The sequence below is a fragment of the Mycolicibacterium sp. SMGY-1XX genome (genome assembly GCF_059132455.1).
This window is the reverse complement of record NZ_CP101139.1, coordinates 284,029-300,881: the sequence shown is the minus strand read 5'-3', so window position 1 is coordinate 300,881 and position 16,853 is coordinate 284,029. Positions and strand designations below refer to the sequence as shown.

The window sequence follows — 16,853 nt, the reverse complement described above, 5'->3', positions numbered from 1 at the left end:
CATTCGTCGGGTGAACAACGGAGTGTGTGTGGCCGCGGCCGCCCTGCTGACCGCCACTGCCGTGGGCTGTTCGTCCGATGCCGAGCAGCAGCCGCTGGCGCCCGGCGCGCTGACACCGGGTACGGCGAGCATCACCATCAACGATCGTCCTGTCGGCGAGGTCACGTCTGTGCAGTGCACCTCCGCCGGCCCGTTGATGACGATCACCACCGGCACCGAGACCTCGGGCAGCACGTCGGTGGTGTCCAACGCCGAAGGACTGACCGCGCAGTCGGTGTACATCAGGGACCTCGGCGGGTTCACCGGTAGCTACAACCTTGATCTCGGGGGCAGCGCCGAGGTCGAGATGACGGGCAACACCTATTCCATCAGCGGTCGCGCCGACGGGTTCGACACCGAGAAACCGAGCTTCCGCACCGAGGGCACCTTCGAGATCAAGGCGGCCTGCTGAGGCATACCCGGCCGAGTTTTGGGCAATCTCCGAACCGGACCTCAGCGGCCACCCATACTGCTGAGAGGTCCGTCAGTGTTGACGGGTCCCGATACGAAGGAGAAACACTGGTGAAGCGTGCGTTAGGAGTCGCCGTGGGCGGCGCGGCCATTGTGGTCGCGGGTCTGGTCGGCTGCTCCGGTGACAAATCTGCTGAAGAAAGCGTGTCCTCGGCGACGGAAACCGTCGAGAGCGGAGCGAGTTCGGCGACCAGCGTCATCACTTCCGCCACCGACGTCGCCAAGGGCAACCCTCCGCCCGGTGCGGCCACGGTCACCATCGACGGCCAAGAGCAGAACATCGAAGGCCAGGCGGTGTGCACCAATCTCGGCGGCAACATCCAGATCGCGATCGGCAACGCGACCCAGGGAATCGGCGCCCAAGTCACCGAGGCCGACCCGCCGGTGGTCAAACAGGTTGGTCTGGGCAATGTCAACGGCGTCGCCCTCGGCTACACCGAAGGTGTGCCCGGTGGTGAAGCGTCCGCAGAGAAGGACGGCAACACCTACAAGATCAGCGGCAGCGCCACCGGAATCGACATGGCCAACCCGACGCAGCCGGTGACCAAACCGTTCGAGCTCGCGGTGACCTGCCCGTAAGTCCGGTCGTCACAGCATCGTTCGAGCGGCGGCACCTATGGGTGCCGCCGCTCGACCATGTGGCCTCAGGCCAGGGTGGCGATCAGTCGATCCAGAATCGGCAACTGCCCTTTGAGCAGCTTGACCCTGGCCACCTCGACAGTCACCCACGCCACCCGGTCCACCTCGGGGAACTCCTGCATGCGTCCGGACCGCGGGGGCCACTCCATCTCGAAGGTGTTGCTGCGGGCCTCGGTGACATCCAGATCAGCGCAAACGGCGAAGGCCGACACGACTTTTCCGCCGGCTTGGCGCACCTCCCCCAGATCGGCGCGGGGGCCTTCCGGGACCGCTAGACCGAGCTCTTCGGCGAACTCACGCTGCGCCGCCTCCCACGGATCCTCGTCAGTGCCGTACTCCCCCTTGGGAATCGACCAGGCGCCGTCGTCTTTTCGCGCCCAGAACGGCCCACCGGGATGAGCGATCAACACCTCGAGGCCCTCGTCGCCCGTCCGGTACAGCAGCAGACCTGCGCTCAGCTTCGGCACCCGCGTAGTCTAGGCCGGTCGCTGCTAAGCCCCCACCGCTCGCTCGAGATCCTTGAGCGAGTCCTCCAGATGCCCGAGCAGCCGTTGCAGATGCGGGACGCTGCGGCGGCACCCCACCAGCCCGAAGTCCAGGTTGTCCCCGTTGTTGGCCATGGTGATGTTCAGTGCCTGACCGTCCAGTGCGATCGAGAACGGATAGTTGCCGTTGAGCCGGGCCCCGTTCCAGTACAACGGTTTACGCGGGCCGGGGACATTGGAGATCACGATGTTGAAAGGTGGCCGTGTGGTCCCGACGAAACCCGGCACCATGGCCAGACCCAGCGCCGCGATGTTGACCGCAGACAACGCCAGTGCCTGCACCTTGGGCAGCTCGGAGAACACCTTCTTGTTGCTGCGCATGGATTCGCCGATCACGTCCAACCGGGCAGCCGGGTCGTCCACATTGGTCGCCAGGTTGCACAGGATGGCACCCACCTGGTTGCCGCCGCCGTCGGCGTCGTCGTCCTCACGCATGCTGACCGGCACCATGGCGATCAACGGGGCGTCCGGAAGTTCGCTGTGTTCCAGCAGATAGGCCCGCAGCGCACCGGCACACATCGCCAGGATGGCATCGTTGACCGTGACACCGGCCGCGGACTTGACCCGGTGGATGCGTTCCAGTGACCACGACTGGGCAGCAACGCGTCGCGCGCCGCCGATGTTGACGTTGAACATGGTCTTCGGCGCGGCGAACGGCAGCGTCAGCTGCTGTTCGAGCAACGCCGCCCGCGCCAGCCCGAGGGTGGAGGGGACAAGGGCGGCAAGCGAACTCGCGGTTCCAGCGACGGTGGCGAGTGTGCCGGCGCCGTCGCTGTTCCTGGCCCGGGACTTGGGCGGCAGGTCCCACGGCACCCGGACCTGAGTGTCGGCCGGGTCCTCGCTGAGGGTCCGTTCGGTGAGTTTGAGCGCCGACACCCCGTCGATGAGCGAGTGGTGCACCTTGGTGTACACCGCGAACCGGCCGTCGTTGAGGCCCTCGATCAGGTAGGCCTCCCACAGCGGGCGGTGCCGATCCAACAGAGTGCCGTGCACCCGCGACACCATCTCCAGTAGGTCCCGCACCCGGCCGGGCTGCGGCAAAGCCGACCGCCGTAGGTGGTAGTCGATGTCGATCTCCTCGTCGAACGCCCATCCGAGGTTGGCGATGCCACCGAGAATGGTCGACGGGTGCTTGCGGAACGTCGGCTGGAACTCGGTGTGGGCGATCATCCCCTGGTAGATCTCGCGGACGAAGTCCTCGCCCGCGCCCTCTGGTGGCTGGTAGAGCTGCAACCCACCGACGTGCATGGGATGTTCGCGTGATTCGCCGACGAGAAAGATGGAATCGGTCGGCGAGATGAGTTGCATGCCTTCAATTAGACGCGCTGAGCGATCGTCAAACTTCGTTTTCTGAACAGCTGTCAGGAATGTGCCAGCACCAGCAGCGTCACCGGCGCCACGATCACCGTCGCGAGCACCGCCACCAGGACCATCTGCTGCCGCAGCCGCGCGCCTACACCGGCGGGGTCGGCCAGCCGCATGGCCCGCGCCAGAATCGCGGTATCGCCGGCGGCCAGCGCGGTGCCCGTCGCCCGCGGCTGACCCGCCAACGCCAGCAGTCCGCCGAGCAAGGTGTCGCGGCCGTATCGGCGGGCGGCGGCATCGTCGGCGGACATCTCGACCAGCCGGCCCACCGCCTCGGCGCCCACCCGCACCAGAGGCAGCCGCGGCAACGTGGCCGCCAGCGCCTTCAGCAGCATCATCAATTGCGGGTGCCGGCCACGCAGATGGGCACGTTCGTGAGCCAGCACGGCGCTCAGCTCGTCGGCCTGCAAACTGGACACCGCAGCGGAGGTGACGACGATCGCCGACGGTCGCCCCGCCACGCAGTAAGCCGCCCGCTTGTCCGACGGCACGACCACCACGCCGTCACCGGCCGCCCCCAACATGTGTGCGGCATAGGCATGTTCGCAGCTGCGCGCGGACAGCCGGCGCATGGTGCGGACGATCCGCCGGGCCGCCAGAGCGGTGCCGATGACACCGGCGAAAGCGGCGGCGATCAGCACCAGATCTCCGATCCAGCCGAATCGGTGTACCGCCAGGACCACATCCAGGCAGTAGCGCACCGGGTCGGCGCCCCAGTGCACGACGGTGAAGTTCGCGATCAGTCCGACGCCGGCCACCACCCACACCCCGGCCGCCACGGCGATGGCGGCCAGCCACACCGCGACCGACAGTCGTGGACTCAGGCCGTTGCGGGTCAGCCGGTCCAGCAGTGCCGGGCACAGCCACGCCAACACCGCGCCGTAGGACATCAGGCAGAGAGTGGCACTCACGAAACCGGCCGCCGCCGCGACACCTTGCGCAGCGCGGCCCGCAACTGATCGGACTCCTCTGCGTTCATCTTGCCCAGGAAGAAACTCAGGACCAGATCGGCGTCGCCGCCCGAGTGGAATGCATCGCTCATCAGATTGGCGGAGCGTTCCTCTCTGGTCATCGTCGCCCAGTAGCGGTAGGCCTTACCGTCGCGTTCACGTTCCAGCCAACCCTTGCGGTGCAGGTTGTCCATGGTCGACATCACGGTGGTGTAGGCGATGTCGCGCTGCGCGGCGAGTTCGACGAACACCTCGCGGACACTGACGGCGCCATCGCTGGCCCACACCTGGTCCATCACAACGGCTTCGAGATCACCGAATCCTCGTTGCTGCACGTGTTGAGGCTAACGCGTGCTCAGGCGCGCAGCGCGCTGCCGGCCAACCAGGTCTCCCACGGCACGCTCCAGTCGCCGTTCTGCCATTGCTCCAGCGGAGCGCCGCCGGTGTTGCGCACTTCGACGACATCGCCGGGCTGCGCGAATTCGTAAAACCATGCGGCGTGCTCGGGGCTGAGGTTGAGACACCCGGCCGAGACGTTCTGGCTGCCCTGCGCCCACACCGTGGAGGCGAGCTCGTGCAGATAGATGCCGTCGGGGCTGATCCGGACCGCGTTGGAGACGTTGAGCCGGTACCCGGACGAAGCGCCCACCGGTAGTCCGTACGTCGAGGAGTCCATCACCACCGAGCGCTGCTTCTCCATCACGGTGTAAGTGCCGGGCTGGGTCCAGAACGCGATGGTCCGGCCGCCGGCGGTCGTGGTGCCGCCGCGGCCCATCGACGTCGGCATGGTGCGGATCAACTTGCCGTCTTCGTAGACGCTGACCTGTTTGGTGGTGTCGTCGGCGATGCTCACCCGCGCGCGGCCGATCGTGAAATCAACGCTGGAGTCGTCCTGCCCGTAGACGCCGCCACCGAGGTCCGCGCCGTAGATGTCGGCGTTGACGCTCACCTTGGTGCCAGCGGGGAAATACTCCTTGGGCCGCCAGTGCGCCTTCCGGTCGTTGATCCACATCCACGACCCCTGCACCGGGGGTGAAGTGGTGACCTTCAACTGCCGTTCGGCGGCCGCGCGGTCTTCGATGTCGGCATCGAATTGAGCGACGATGACGGTGCCGACCCCATAGGTGGCCCCTTCGGTCAGCCTCGTACCCAGGGTGGTGTTCAACGAGACCGACGCCTGCCGGTCCGGCACCACCGTCGAGAACGTCGACGTCCGCGTCATGGTGGTGCCGTCGGTACCGCGGCTGGTCGCGGTCAGAGTGTAGGTGCGGCCGTAGCCCAGGGGTTCCGCCGGCATCCACGCATCGCCGTCGGGAGTCAAAGCGCCCTTGACCACGCGGCCGGACTCGTTGGTCATCGTGACGTCGGTCAGGGTGCCCGACGTGGCGCTGACGCGCACGGCGTCCACCGGGGCCACCCCCTGCTGATCCGCGGCGGGGACGATCGTCACCGAAGGCGGCGCCGGCGGTGGCGGCGGAAGTTCGGCCGGGGCTTGCGGTGCGGCGATCTCGGTCACCAAACGTGTTGCAGAGGAACCTGTTTGAACCGCGGCTGCCACGACGACCACTGCGCACACGCCGAGTGCAACGCGATTACGTCGGCGATCGAGGAACACGAAACTACTCCGGGGTGACGAGGGCGGGGGGTCTACGTACCAACATAGTAGGTGCTCACGGGCGGTCCTGCGCCTCCGTGACGTGACCGTAGCCTGACCGGTATGACCAACAAACGCATCCTGTGTTTCGGTGACTCGTTGACGTGGGGCTGGATCCCGGTCGAGGAAGGTGTGCCCACCCAACGGTTTCCGCGGCAGGCGCGCTGGACCGGGGTGCTGGCCGACGAACTCGGTCCAGGCTATGAGGTTGTCGAAGAGGGGTTGAGTGCGCGCACCACAACCGCCGATGACCCTACCGATCCCCGTCTGAACGGTTCGAACTACCTACCCGCATGCCTGGCCAGCCACCTGCCGCTGGATCTGGTGATCTTGATGCTCGGCACCAACGACACCAAGGTGAATCTGAACCGCACGCCGGTCGACATCGCCAGTGGAATGGGCGTGCTGGCCACCCAGGTACTCACCAGCGCGGGCGGGGTGGGCACCAGTTACCCGGCGCCGCAGGTGCTGATCGTGGCGCCGCCGCCGCTGGCCGAGATGCCGCACCCGTGGTTCGACCTGGTTTTCGAGGGCGGCCGGGAGAAGACTGCCGAATTGGCCCGGGTGTACAGCGCGCTGGCCTCGTTCATGAAGGTGCCGTTCTTCGACGCCGGCTCGGTTATCAGCACCGACGGCGTCGACGGCATCCACTTCACCGAGCAGAACAACCGCGACCTCGGCGTCGCGCTGGCCGAGCAGGTTCGCGCCCTGCTCTGACGGCCTCCGCTCGGTCGAGAGTCACATGAGGGCGGGATTCGTCGCCGAATCCCGCCCTACAGTGAATCTCGAGCTGAGCCGCGTCAGCCGGCGATGCGGATGAGTTTCTTGTTGACAAACTCATCGATACCGAAGCGGCCGAGTTCGCGGCCGAAGCCGGAGCGTTTCACACCGCCGAAGGGCAGCTCGACACCTTCGGCGCCGACGGCGTTGACGAACACCATGCCGGCCTCGATCTTGTCGGCCACCCGCTTGGCCTGCTCGGAATCGGTGGTGAACACATATGACCCCAGCCCGAACGGGGTGTCGTTGGCCAACTCGACGGCCTCGTCCTCATCGGCGACCTTGTACACCGTGGCCACCGGCCCGAACAGCTCCTCCTTGTACGACGGCGAATCCTTCGACACCCCGGTCAGCACACCCGGCGGGAAAAACGCCCCCTTGCGTTCCCCCGCGGACACCAGGTTCGCCCCGTCGGCGACCGCCCGATCAACCTGCTCGGCCAGGCGCTCAGCGGCGGCCACCGACGACAGCGGCGCCAGCCCGTCGGCCTTGGCCTTGACCTGGGCGGTGAACTTGTCGAGGAACTCGTCATAGAGGTTCTCGGCGACGATGATGCGCTTGGCCGCGTTGCAGGCCTGCCCGGTGTTCTCGAACCGCCCGTCGACCGCGGCCTCCACGGTGGCATCCAAGTCATCAGAGGACAGCACGATGAACGGATCCGAGCCACCGAGTTCGAGCACCACCTTCTTCAGGTTGCGCCCGGCGATCTCGGCCACCGCCGCGCCGGCGCGCTCCGAACCCGTCAACGACACCCCCTGCACCCGCGGGTCGGCGATCGCCTCGGCGATCTGCTCGTTGGTGGCATAGACATTGACGTAGGCGCCTTCGGGATAGCCGGCGTCATCGAAGATCTTCTGCAACGCCGCCGCCGATTCGGGGCACTGCGGGGCGTGCTTGAGCACGATGGTGTTGCCCAGTACCAGGTTGGGTCCGGCGAATCGGGCCACCTGGTAGTAGGGGTAGTTCCACGGCATGATGCCCAGCAGCACCCCGACCGGGCCGCGCCGGATCAGCGCGCTGCCTTCGCCGTCGAGCAGCTCGATCGGCTCGTCAGCCAGGAATTTCTCGGCGTTGTCGGCGTAGAACTCATAGATCGCCGCGCTGAACTCGACCTCACCGACCGACTGATCCAGCGGCTTGCCCATCTCGCGCTGGATGATCTTGGCGAGTTCGTCTTTGCGTTCGTTGTGCAGTTGGGCGACCTTGCGGATCAGCTCGGCGCGCTGGGCCACCGTCGTCGACTTCGACCAGTCCTTGAACGCCTTGGCCGCCGACGCCAGTGCAGCCTCGATCTGCTCGTCGGTCGCAGTCGGGTACTCCCTCACCACATCACCGGTCGCCGGATCAACCACCGCGTACAGACTCATGCCCTGCCCTTCGTCGTCTTTTCGAGTTTTCGGCGCGGATTCCCTAGCTTGGCCGGCTTTCGACCACAGAATCCGTCTTCGCCCATCCTTCGCCGGAATCCGACGTTGCGCCAGCGGTTGTTCAAATCGGGGAGAATCGCCGCATGCACTTGGTCAGCCTCGACGACATCCGGGCAGCCGCAGAGCGGATCCGCGGCTCGGTGATCCGTACTCCCCTCATGCCGGCGCTGTGGGCCGACAGCGATCGACCGCTCTGGATCAAACCGGAGAGCCTGCAGGCGATCGGTGCGTTCAAGGTGCGTGGGGCGTTCAACGCCATCGACAGTCTCGACAAGGCCATCCGGGCCCGCGGAGTGGTGGCCTACTCGAGCGGCAACCACGCTCAAGCCGTCGCCTATGCGGCAGCCAGGTACGGGATTCCGGCGCACATCGTGATGCCTGAAGAGACCCCCGACATCAAGGTCCGGGCGACCCGCGACCACGGCGCCGAGGTCGTGCTGTGCGGCGCGGGCCAGCGCGAGAAGGTGGCTGCCGAACTGGTCGAGCAAACCGGCGGTGTGCTGGTGCCGCCGTTCGACCATCCCGCGATCATCGCCGGGCAGGGCACCATCGGGCTCGAGATCGCCGAAGACCTGCCCGATGTCGAGATCGTGCTCGTTCCGGTCAGCGGTGGCGGCCTGGCGTCCGGGATCGGCACCGCGATCAAGGCGCTGTGCCCCAACGCAGCGGTGTACGGCGTCGAACCCGAACTGGCCGCTGATGCCGCCGAAGGCCTGCGGGTGGGCCGGCGGGTGGAGTGGTCGATACAGGACCGCAACCGCACGATCGCCGACGGGTTGCGATCCGTGCTGTCCGACCTCACCTTCGCGCACCTACAGAAGGTGCTAGACGGCATCATCACCGTGAGTGAGGACGAGATCCGTTCCGCGGTGCGCGAACTCGCGTACCGCGCGCACCTGGTCGCCGAGCCGAGCGGCGCCGTGGCGCTCGCGGGGTACCGGCAGGGTTCGACACCGCCCGGGCGCACCGTGGTCGTCATGTCTGGCGGCAACATCGAGCCGACGATGCTGAGCGAGATCCTCGGCGGAGATCCCTCCTGAGGACTTCTCACCCCGCAGACGGGTGTGATCTTGGTAACTCCATGTGACGGCCAGGTTGCGGCCGGAAAACAGAACTGTTGCGTGAGGCGCACCTAATGACGCGGATGTGATCTGCGCCACGCCAGAACGCAAGTTATTCATAGGCTTGCCTCGCTAACGTCAATTTATCTGGGAAGATCACCGACCCCGGCGTTTCTAGCAATTTTTACCTAGAGCAACTAGCTTCCGCACGTGCGGGCACCGCAAGACGTTTGCTGGATACAGAGATTGACCTTTCCGTAACGTCAATAAGCATGTCTGCACCCATCTCAAAAAACTCTTAAGCAGGAATTTTGCTAGATTCCTTAACGCAACCTGAGATCAGGCTTACGATCTCTCACACAGCCCATCCGTAACCAAAGGGGGAAGAACATCATGCAAATCTCTGCCCGCTCCTACCTGACCGCCGGCATTTCGCTAACTGCTGCTAGCGCCATCGCCCTGACGCCTCTTGCAATCCCTGCAAATGAGCGCGCAGTGACGATCCCCAACGTCACCGTCTCCGACATCCAACTGACTGTTACGCCTGCGGAAATTCAGGCGTTCTTCGCGAACCTGCAGGGTGAACTCGAGGAGTTCAACGCCGGTGTCGCCGAGCTCGTCGGCCTGCCCGGTCAGACGCTGGCCGACGCTCTGGGTAGCGCCATCGACCTGAACGAGGACTTCTACAACACCCTCCGCGGCCTGACCACCAACGAGACGCTGCTGGATCTGCTGGATGCCCTGGAGCTCAGCAGCACCTACGGGCTCGAATCGCTGCAGATCGCGATCGAAGGCGACGGGGAGCTCGGAGTCGTGGGCTTCAACGAGAACCTGGTTCTGACCACAAACCAGCTCTCCAACCTGCTGGCCGGCACCATCACCGGATCGCTGTCGAACGTGCTGTCGTCGTTCGTGGCCGTGCTCAACAACCCCTTCGAGGTGAGCGCCTACGCCGGGCTCCTCAGCACCGGCCTGGTGGACACCGGCGAGATCATCGCCTCCAACGCGCTGTCGGCCGTCTCGGTCGTCGGCAACTCCGGCTTCGATTTCGTTTCCACCGGCCTCTGGCTGTTCCAGGACCAGATCGACAACGCCATCGCGACCATCGCCGACCTGAGCGACGTCGCAGCCGACGCCACCGGCAGCGCCCTGATCGCCGCGGTCACCCAGGCCGTCCAGAGCGTCACGCTGGCGCCGGCTCAGGCCATCAGCGACGCTGCGTTCGGTGTCACCGGTGACGTCCTCGGTGCGTTCCAGACCGGTTTCAACGAGATCCTCGGTGGCCTGAATGGCTACTACGTCGAGGACGGCGAAGACGAGATCTTCGTTCCCGGCATCGTCCAGATCGTCAGCTCCTCGCTGCAGGTCGCCATCGACGTCATCGGCTCCAACCCGCTGAACCCGGGGAACTACCTGGAGGCCACCGGCGCTCTGCTCGCCGGCGGATTCGGCACGTTCAACACCAGTGTCCGCACGGTGGGCAACGTCGCGCAGATCCCGGGCAACCTGGGCATCAACGTGACCAACGGCGTCACCGGTGTCATCACCGACCTGAACCTGACGTTCGCCACCGCGCTGTCCAGCGTGCTGACCGCTGTCGGTCTGCCCGAGGACATCGCCAGCCTGCCGGTCACCCTGGCCACCCAGTTCAACGCGGTGATCGAGGCCGGCGCCGATGCCATCGTCAGCGGCTTCGAGATCGTCAACGGTGTGATCGAGACCGGCACCGATTTCGTCATCGACGTGTCGAACGACATCGAGGACGCCATCATCGGCATCGTCCCGGCCCCCGAGGCTGCCGGTGACACCACTCTCGCCACGCAGCGCTCCGCTGCCGAGCCCGCGGGTGACCCGTCGGGTGACGTGGTTGCGGTTGCCGACGACAGCGAGGAAGAGGCTGCGGACGAGGCTCCGGTTGCCGAGGAAGAGGCTCCGGCCGCCGAGGCTCCCGCCGCCGCCGACGACGACGCCCCGGCCGCCGACGACGAGGCTCCCGCCGATGACGACGCCGCCAGCGATGACGACGCCGACGACAAGGGCAGCTACTCCTCCAAGCGCGAGGACCGCAAGGCTGCGCGCGACGCCAAGAAGGCCGAGCGCGAAGCTGCCAAGGCCGACAGCGACGACAGCTCCGCCTCCGACAGCGACAGCAGCTCGGACAGCGACAGCGGTTCCGACAGCTCGGACAGCGGCGCCGCAGCGTAGTCAGTAGCACCACCGGAATGGGCCCACTCGAAAGAGTGGGCCCATTCTCGTGCGCCGGTCAGGCGCCCGGTTATCCCCCATATTCACCGTTAACGTCAATAAACAGCGCAAAGCGCTACCGGGTCCGCCGTTGGCAAACCGGATTTTTCAGCGTGAGGATGATGACAGCCAGCGTGATTGGTTTTGCTGAGTCTGCCTGCAGTGGACCCGGGACCGGATCAACTCCGCGGGCCTAGAGCTCAAAGTCCGATCGGGTGGTGCGTTTTCGGTGGATCCTTAGCAGAAGCTGAGAGTGTCGCCTAAGCTGTTGAATGCATCCGACCAATTAACTAGGAAGCGCCCGGACATGCAGCTTTCAGCCCGCTCATACCTCGCCGCAGGTCTGTCGCTAACTACGGCCGGTGCCATTGCGCTGACCCCCATCGCTGTTCCCGCAAACGATCGCGTGAGCACCGTGCCGAACGTGACGGTCTCAGAGATCCAACTGACCGTCACGCCCGCCGACATCCAGGCCTTCTTCTCCGCCCTGCAGTCAGAGCTCGCAGGTTTCAACGAGTCGATCGCAGCCGCGGTGGCGTTGCCGGGTGACACTCTGGCCGACGGGCTTCTCACCACAATCGGCCTGACCGACTCGCTGTACAACAGCCTGCGCAGCGCCACCACCAACGCGACGCTCCTGGCATTGCTCGACGCCCTCCAGGCCACGTCCGACAACGGGCTGTACTCACTCCTCGAGACCGTCGAACTCTCGACCGGAACCATCTACACCACTACCGACACCGTCCTGAATCTCGTGACCAGTGCGGTCACCGGGTCGCTGTCGAACGTCTTGTCCGCCGTGGTCGCAGTGGCCAACAACCCGCTGAGCTTCGCCAACTACGCCGGCCTCCTGGGTGCTGGCGTGGCCACCGGCCAACTGCTCGCCGACAACAGCCTCGGCATCGTTCACACCCTTGGCACTGCCGGCTTGGAGTTCGCCGAGTTCGGTGTCGAGGCGGTCTGGGACCAGATCGACAACGCCGTCTGGTCGGTGCGTGGGCTGATGGATGTCGCGGCCGGCGCCACCGGGAGCCAGATCATCGAGGCCGTGAACGCCGCGGTGCAAAGCATTTTCATCGCGCCGGTGCAGCTGGGGATCGACCTCCCGTTCTGGGTGGCCGATGAGACCCTCTACGCGTTGCAGGTCGGGTTCGATGAGGTCTTCGCGGGCTTGATCGGTTCGTACGGCGACGACCCCGGCATCGTCAACATCATCGGCGGCTCACTGCAGGACGCCATTGGAGCCATCGGCAACAACCCGCTGGACCCGAGCAGCTACCTGTTCGCCACGGCCGCGCTGCTCGCCGGTGGCTTCGCGACGTTCAACGAGTCGGTCCAGACGTTCGGCAATGTCGCACAGCTGCCGTTCCAGCTCGGCGTCGAACTCATCAATCCGGTTCCCGCCGATGACGGTCCGAGCCTGACCACGGCCCTCACCGGTCTCAACACCGAGATCGCCGCGGCCCTGTCGAATCTGCTTACGGCAGTGGGCCTTCCGGAAACAGTTGCCAACCTGCCGTTGGCCATCGCCGGGCAACTCAACGCCGTCATCAACGCGGGGGCAGCAGCGCTGACCGAGGGTCTCGTCATCGCCAACAATCTGGTCGCCGACACGTCGAACTTCGTGATCGACGTCTCCAACCAGATCGAGAGCACGATCTTCGGGGTCCTGCCCGGCGCGGGCGTGGGTGCCGCCCCGTCGGCACCTCCCGCATTGTCCTACGCTCGTGAGCCGGATCCGTCGGGTGACGAGGTTGCAGTCGTCGACGACACCGGGAAGGACGCGGTGGAAAACACCGTCACGGACGAGGACACGGTGTCCGACAAGACCCCCGCGGACGATGAAGCCTCCGATGACAACGAGGCTCCCACTGCTGACGACGCCGACGACGCTGACGACCCCGACGATGACAACCCCGACGACAAGGGCAGCTACGCGTCCAAGAACGACGACCGCAAGGCGGCGCGCGAGGCCAGGAAGACAGAACGCGACAGCGCTTCCGACAACAGCTCGGACGGTGGCGCCACTGCGTAATCAGTGACCCCGAAGAGAGGGCCCACTCGCGAGGGTGGGCCCACTTCAGCTCGACTCATCCTCAGCACACCTCGATAACCAGAAACGGCCAATTCATGCAGATTTCCGCGCGCTCGTGCCTCGCCGCCGGCCTATCCCTCACTACCGCGACCGCTATCGCGCTGACGCCGATCACCGCGCCCGCAAACGATCGGACGGTCACTGTCCCGAGCGTCACCATCTCGGACATCCAACTGACCGTCACCCCCGGCGAGGTGCGAGAGTTCTTCGCCAACCTGCAGGCACAGCTGACCGAGTTCAACGCCGCAGTGGCCGAGGCCGCGCGGATTCCCGGTCAGACGGTGGTCGAGGCACTGCGTTCGGCCATCGCGCTCAACGATCAGTTCTTCGACATGCTGGTCAGCTCCACCGACAACCTGACACTTCAGGCGCTGTTCCAGACGCTGCGGCTCAGCGGCGACAACGGCCTCGGTTCGCTCGCGGCGGCGATCGGCCACGCCAACAACGCGATCGTGTTCTCCGGCAGGGACCTCGCCGATCTGCTCGGCGCCATCGTCAATGGCGGGTTGGCGAATGTTGTTGCAGCAGTTGTCAGGGTGGCCAACGATCCGCTGTCGTTCTACGAGTGGGTACGGGTGCCGGCAGCGGTCGTGGCGTCGGCCACGCTGATGACCAACGCTGCGGCCCAAAGCGTCCGGACCGTCGGCAATCTCGGGTTCGAGCTCGCCCACACCGGTGTCGAGCTGATGGAAGCCCAGATCAACAACGCCATCAATACCGTTCGAGGTTTGATCAATGTCGGAGCCCAGGCAACCGGGAGCCCGCTGATCCAGGCCGTCGTGGCCGCGGCGCAGGCCATCACCATTGCGCCCCTGCAACTGGGGGCCATCCTGCCTCTCGCGCTGACCGGCGACGTCCTCGGCGGATTGGAGGACGGATTCAACGCTGTGTTCGACGGCCTGGTCGGCACCCGGAGCGGTCCGGACGGCGAATACGTCCCCGGCATCATCTCGATCGCGGGGACCGCGCTGTCGTTGGCCATCCGCGCGATCGGCGAGGACCCGCTCAGCGTGTTGAGCTACACGGGCGCCGCCCGGCTGCTGACATCCGGCGGGTTCGACGTCTTCAACAAGAGCGTCGATACCGCGGCCGCCGTTTCCAAGGTTCCCTTCGATCTCGGAATCAACATTCTCGACCCGGACGAGCAAGCCCCCAGCCTCACCAACGTGATCATCCGCTTCAACAATCAGGTCGCCGGTGCCATCGCCGGACTCTTGCAGGCCCTCGGCCTGCCGGAGAACGTGGTGAATGTGCCGTTGGCGCTCACCAGCCAGGTCAACGACGTGATTCGCGCCGGAGCGGGCGCGGCCGTCGGCGGCCTCAACGCCGCCATCGATGTGATCGACAACGGCGCGACGTTCATCGTCGACGTATCTCACTCGGTCGAAAACGCAATCCTGGGAACCGGATCCGAGGCCGAGCCGGAGCCCTCTGCGCCCGAAACGTCCTCAGAGCCGTCGCCGATCGCCACCGCATCGGTGGTCGATGACAGCTCCGACGACGAGTCCTCCGCGGAAGACACTGCAACTGAGGCGGTTTCGGACGAAGAGGATGCAGTCGAGGACGAGACTCCCGCGGAGGACAAGACTTCCACGGAGGACGACGCACCTGCCGGCGACGACACTGCCGCTGACCAGGAGTCCGAGAACACGGGAAGCCACACGTCCAGGAACGATGACCGCAGGGCGCAGCGCGAAGCCGAGAAAGCCGAAAAGCAAGACAGCGAAACCGCCGGCAGCGCTGCAGCGTAAGCGAACGTCACATCAATTACGCATCAGCCCATCAACCCGAGGAACTCACACGCATGCAGATCTCTGCCCGGTCCTACCTGACCGCCGGCGTCTCGCTGACGGCTGCGACTGCCGTCGCCTTGGCACCGATCGCCATCCCCGCAAACGACCGCACGGTGACCGTCCCGAACGTCACCATCACCGACATCCAGCTGACGGTCACCCCGGGTGAGGTCATCGCGTTCTTCAACGATCTACTCGTGCAGGTCAAGCAGTTCAATGCAGCCGTCGCCGAGATAGCCGCCGTCCCGGGTCAGACCCTGGTCGACGGGCTCAACTCGGCGATCACGCTCAACAGGCAGATCTTCGATTCCCTGATGGACGCCACCGACAGCCGGGCTCTGCGGTTCTTGTTCGAGACCTTGGACGTCAACAACGAACGCTCCTTGCGCCAGCTGGCGTTCTTCGTCGGCGACAGCAACGACGTGGTGGTGTTGACGGGGCAGCAGGTCGCCGATCTGCTCAGCAGCGTGGTACTCGGGTCGCTGTCGAACGTGCTCTCCGCGACCGTCGCCGTTCTCAACGACCCGTTGACATTCAGGAACTACACCAACCTGGTGTCCTCCGGCATCGGCAGCGTCGCGTTGGCCGCCAACGGGGGCGGCCTGATAGCGCAGGCGGTTGCCAACGCCGGCTTCGATCTGTCGTACGGCGCGGTCGATCTGGTGCGAATCGAGACCCTCAACGCCCTCGAGACCGTCCGCCGTGTGATCGGAGCCGGGTCCATGGTCACCGGGAGCGCGCTGATCGAAACCGTCACCAATGCGGTGACGGCCATCGCGTTTGCCCCGTTGCAACTGGGTGTCCGGATCCCGGCCAGTGTCGTCGACGAAGGTCTGCTGTCGGCGCAACAGGGGTTCAACTCTGTCTTCAACGGCATCTTCGGCTACAAGGACGCAGAAGGGGTGCCGATTCCGGGTGTCATCACGACAGCCACGTCGGCGGTGATCGATGCGCTGGCCCAGATCGGCGACGGCCCGCTGAGCCCGGAACGGTATCTCGCCGCCACGGCCGTTCTGGTCGCAGGCAGCTTCGACTCGTTCAACCTCACCGTCGACACGCTCGGTGAGGTGGCACAGGTGCCCTTCGACTTCGGCATCAACTTGTTCTCGCCGGACTCCGAGCGCGGAACCATCACCGCAGCACTGGTCTTCGCCAACCGCGACATCGCCAATGCCGTCTCACACCTGCTGGAGGCATTCGGCCTTCCCGAGGACATCGTGGCCCTGCCCCACGTGATAGCCGAGCAGGTGGACGATGCCATCTACGCCGGTGCACGGGCCCTGGTCGGCGCCTTCGACGCCGCCAACAACGTCATCAACCAGAGCACCGCTTTTGTCATCGATGTCTCGGAGCAGGTCGAGAGCGCGATCCTGGGAGTACTGCCGGTTCCTGAGGCCGATGCGGCACCGGATGCACGGCAGGCCGGCAGCGAGCCGTCCGGTGACGCCGTGCCGGTCGCCGACGACAGCAGCGAGGATGCGCCGACCGAAGACGCCGCGGTCGAGGAAGCTCCGGTCGAGGACTCCCCGGTCGAGGACGACGTAACCGACGAGACACCGGCCGACGAGGAGACACCGGCCGACGACGAGGCTTCGGCCGACGAGGAGCCGGACGCTGAGGACGACGACACCGCCCCGTCCGACGACACCGAGTCAGAGGCCGATTCCGACGGCAGCTACTCCTCGCGCAACGACACCAGGCGGGCCGAGCGTGATGCCGGGAATACCGACTCCGACAGCGAGAGCAGCGACGCTGCGGCATAACCCACGACGGGGGCTGGCTACGTTGGT

14 protein-coding genes are annotated in these 16,853 nt (G+C 65.7%); 8 read left to right on the top strand and 6 right to left on the bottom strand.

Translation table 11 applies throughout. The annotated features are described in order from the left end of the window. Positions 1-10 precede the first annotated feature (10 nt). A complete protein-coding gene (locus NL241_RS01385) occupies positions 11-451 on the top strand; it encodes a lipoprotein LpqH (protein ID WP_487693758.1) in 441 nt (146 codons plus the stop codon). A 110-nt stretch (positions 452-561) separates the two neighbouring features. Continuing rightward, positions 562-1,089 carry a lipoprotein LpqH gene (locus tag NL241_RS01380; RefSeq protein WP_487693756.1) on the top strand — a complete coding sequence of 176 codons (528 nt, stop codon included), beginning with the start codon at positions 562-564 and terminating at the stop codon, positions 1,087-1,089. A 65-nt stretch (positions 1,090-1,154) separates the two neighbouring features. On the opposite strand, the gene NL241_RS01375 is transcribed toward NL241_RS01380, so the two are convergent. From NL241_RS01375 to NL241_RS01355, 5 genes are read right to left on the bottom strand one after another with little or no spacing between them, the layout of a single operon-like run. Further along, entirely contained in the window at positions 1,155-1,616 is a 462-nt protein-coding gene (locus tag NL241_RS01375) for an NUDIX hydrolase (RefSeq protein ID WP_494396572.1), read from the bottom strand. A 24-nt stretch (positions 1,617-1,640) separates the two neighbouring features. Continuing rightward, positions 1,641-3,002, bottom strand: a complete 1,362-nt coding sequence (locus NL241_RS01370) for a WS/DGAT/MGAT family O-acyltransferase (protein WP_494396571.1) — start codon at positions 3,000-3,002, stop codon at positions 1,641-1,643. Between the two features lie 53 nt (positions 3,003-3,055). After that, positions 3,056-3,970, bottom strand: coding sequence for a M56 family metallopeptidase (locus NL241_RS01365; protein WP_494396570.1), 915 nt, complete (start codon positions 3,968-3,970; stop codon positions 3,056-3,058). Further along, complete coding sequence (locus NL241_RS01360; RefSeq protein ID WP_487693751.1) at positions 3,967-4,344, bottom strand: BlaI/MecI/CopY family transcriptional regulator; 378 nt, start codon at positions 4,342-4,344, stop codon at positions 3,967-3,969. Before NL241_RS01360 ends, NL241_RS01365 begins: the two co-directional genes overlap by 4 nt. A gap of 20 nt (positions 4,345-4,364) precedes the next feature. Further along, on the bottom strand, positions 4,365-5,624 hold the full coding sequence (locus NL241_RS01355) for a L,D-transpeptidase (protein WP_494396569.1): 1,260 nt from the start codon (positions 5,622-5,624) through the stop codon (positions 4,365-4,367). Positions 5,625-5,726: 102 nt separating this feature from the next. Here NL241_RS01355 and NL241_RS01350 point away from each other — a divergent pair, with 102 nt between their 5' ends. Further along, complete coding sequence (locus NL241_RS01350) at positions 5,727-6,380, top strand: SGNH/GDSL hydrolase family protein (RefSeq protein ID WP_494396568.1); 654 nt, start codon at positions 5,727-5,729, stop codon at positions 6,378-6,380. 83 nt (positions 6,381-6,463) lie between these two features. Here the strand turns inward: NL241_RS01350 and NL241_RS01345 are convergent, their stop codons facing one another. Beyond that, positions 6,464-7,810: an NAD-dependent succinate-semialdehyde dehydrogenase gene (locus tag NL241_RS01345; protein WP_487693748.1), complete on the bottom strand. Its 1,347-nt coding sequence runs from the start codon at positions 7,808-7,810 to the stop codon at positions 6,464-6,466. A 143-nt stretch (positions 7,811-7,953) separates the two neighbouring features. On the opposite strand from NL241_RS01345, the gene NL241_RS01340 reads away from it, so the two are divergent. The 5 genes from NL241_RS01340 to NL241_RS01320 all read left to right on the top strand — a co-directional run bounded on the left by NL241_RS01340 (position 7,954) and on the right by NL241_RS01320 (position 16,826). Next, positions 7,954-8,910 (top strand): threonine ammonia-lyase, encoded by a 957-nt coding sequence (locus NL241_RS01340; protein WP_494396567.1) that lies wholly within the window; start codon positions 7,954-7,956, stop codon positions 8,908-8,910. Between the two features lie 516 nt (positions 8,911-9,426). After that, complete coding sequence (locus NL241_RS01335; RefSeq protein WP_494396566.1) at positions 9,427-11,136, top strand: hypothetical protein; 1,710 nt, start codon at positions 9,427-9,429, stop codon at positions 11,134-11,136. A 307-nt stretch (positions 11,137-11,443) separates the two neighbouring features. Next, positions 11,444-13,210: a hypothetical protein gene (locus NL241_RS01330; RefSeq protein WP_494396565.1), complete on the top strand. Its 1,767-nt coding sequence runs from the start codon at positions 11,444-11,446 to the stop codon at positions 13,208-13,210. A gap of 95 nt (positions 13,211-13,305) precedes the next feature. Then, a complete protein-coding gene (locus tag NL241_RS01325) occupies positions 13,306-15,021 on the top strand; it encodes a hypothetical protein (protein WP_494396564.1) in 1,716 nt (571 codons plus the stop codon). Between the two features lie 53 nt (positions 15,022-15,074). Continuing rightward, the gene (locus tag NL241_RS01320) at positions 15,075-16,826 is read left to right on the top strand and encodes a hypothetical protein (protein ID WP_494396563.1); all 1,752 of its coding nucleotides are present in this window, start codon (positions 15,075-15,077) and stop codon (positions 16,824-16,826) included. Positions 16,827-16,853 lie beyond the last annotated feature (27 nt).

Bases quoted from the DNA above. Each gene is read 5' to 3' on its own strand.
- NL241_RS01370 (WP_494396571.1), bottom strand. From the start codon at position 3,002: ATGCAACTCATCTCGCCGACCGATTCCATCTTTCTCGTCGGCGAATCA.
- NL241_RS01350 (WP_494396568.1), top strand. From the start codon at position 5,727: ATGACCAACAAACGCATCCTGTGTTTCGGTGACTCGTTGACGTGGGGC.
- NL241_RS01345 (WP_487693748.1), bottom strand. From the start codon at position 7,810: ATGAGTCTGTACGCGGTGGTTGATCCGGCGACCGGTGATGTGGTGAGG.
- NL241_RS01340 (WP_494396567.1), top strand. From the start codon at position 7,954: ATGCACTTGGTCAGCCTCGACGACATCCGGGCAGCCGCAGAGCGGATC.
- NL241_RS01325 (WP_494396564.1), top strand. From the start codon at position 13,306: ATGCAGATTTCCGCGCGCTCGTGCCTCGCCGCCGGCCTATCCCTCACT.
- NL241_RS01320 (WP_494396563.1), top strand. From the start codon at position 15,075: ATGCAGATCTCTGCCCGGTCCTACCTGACCGCCGGCGTCTCGCTGACG.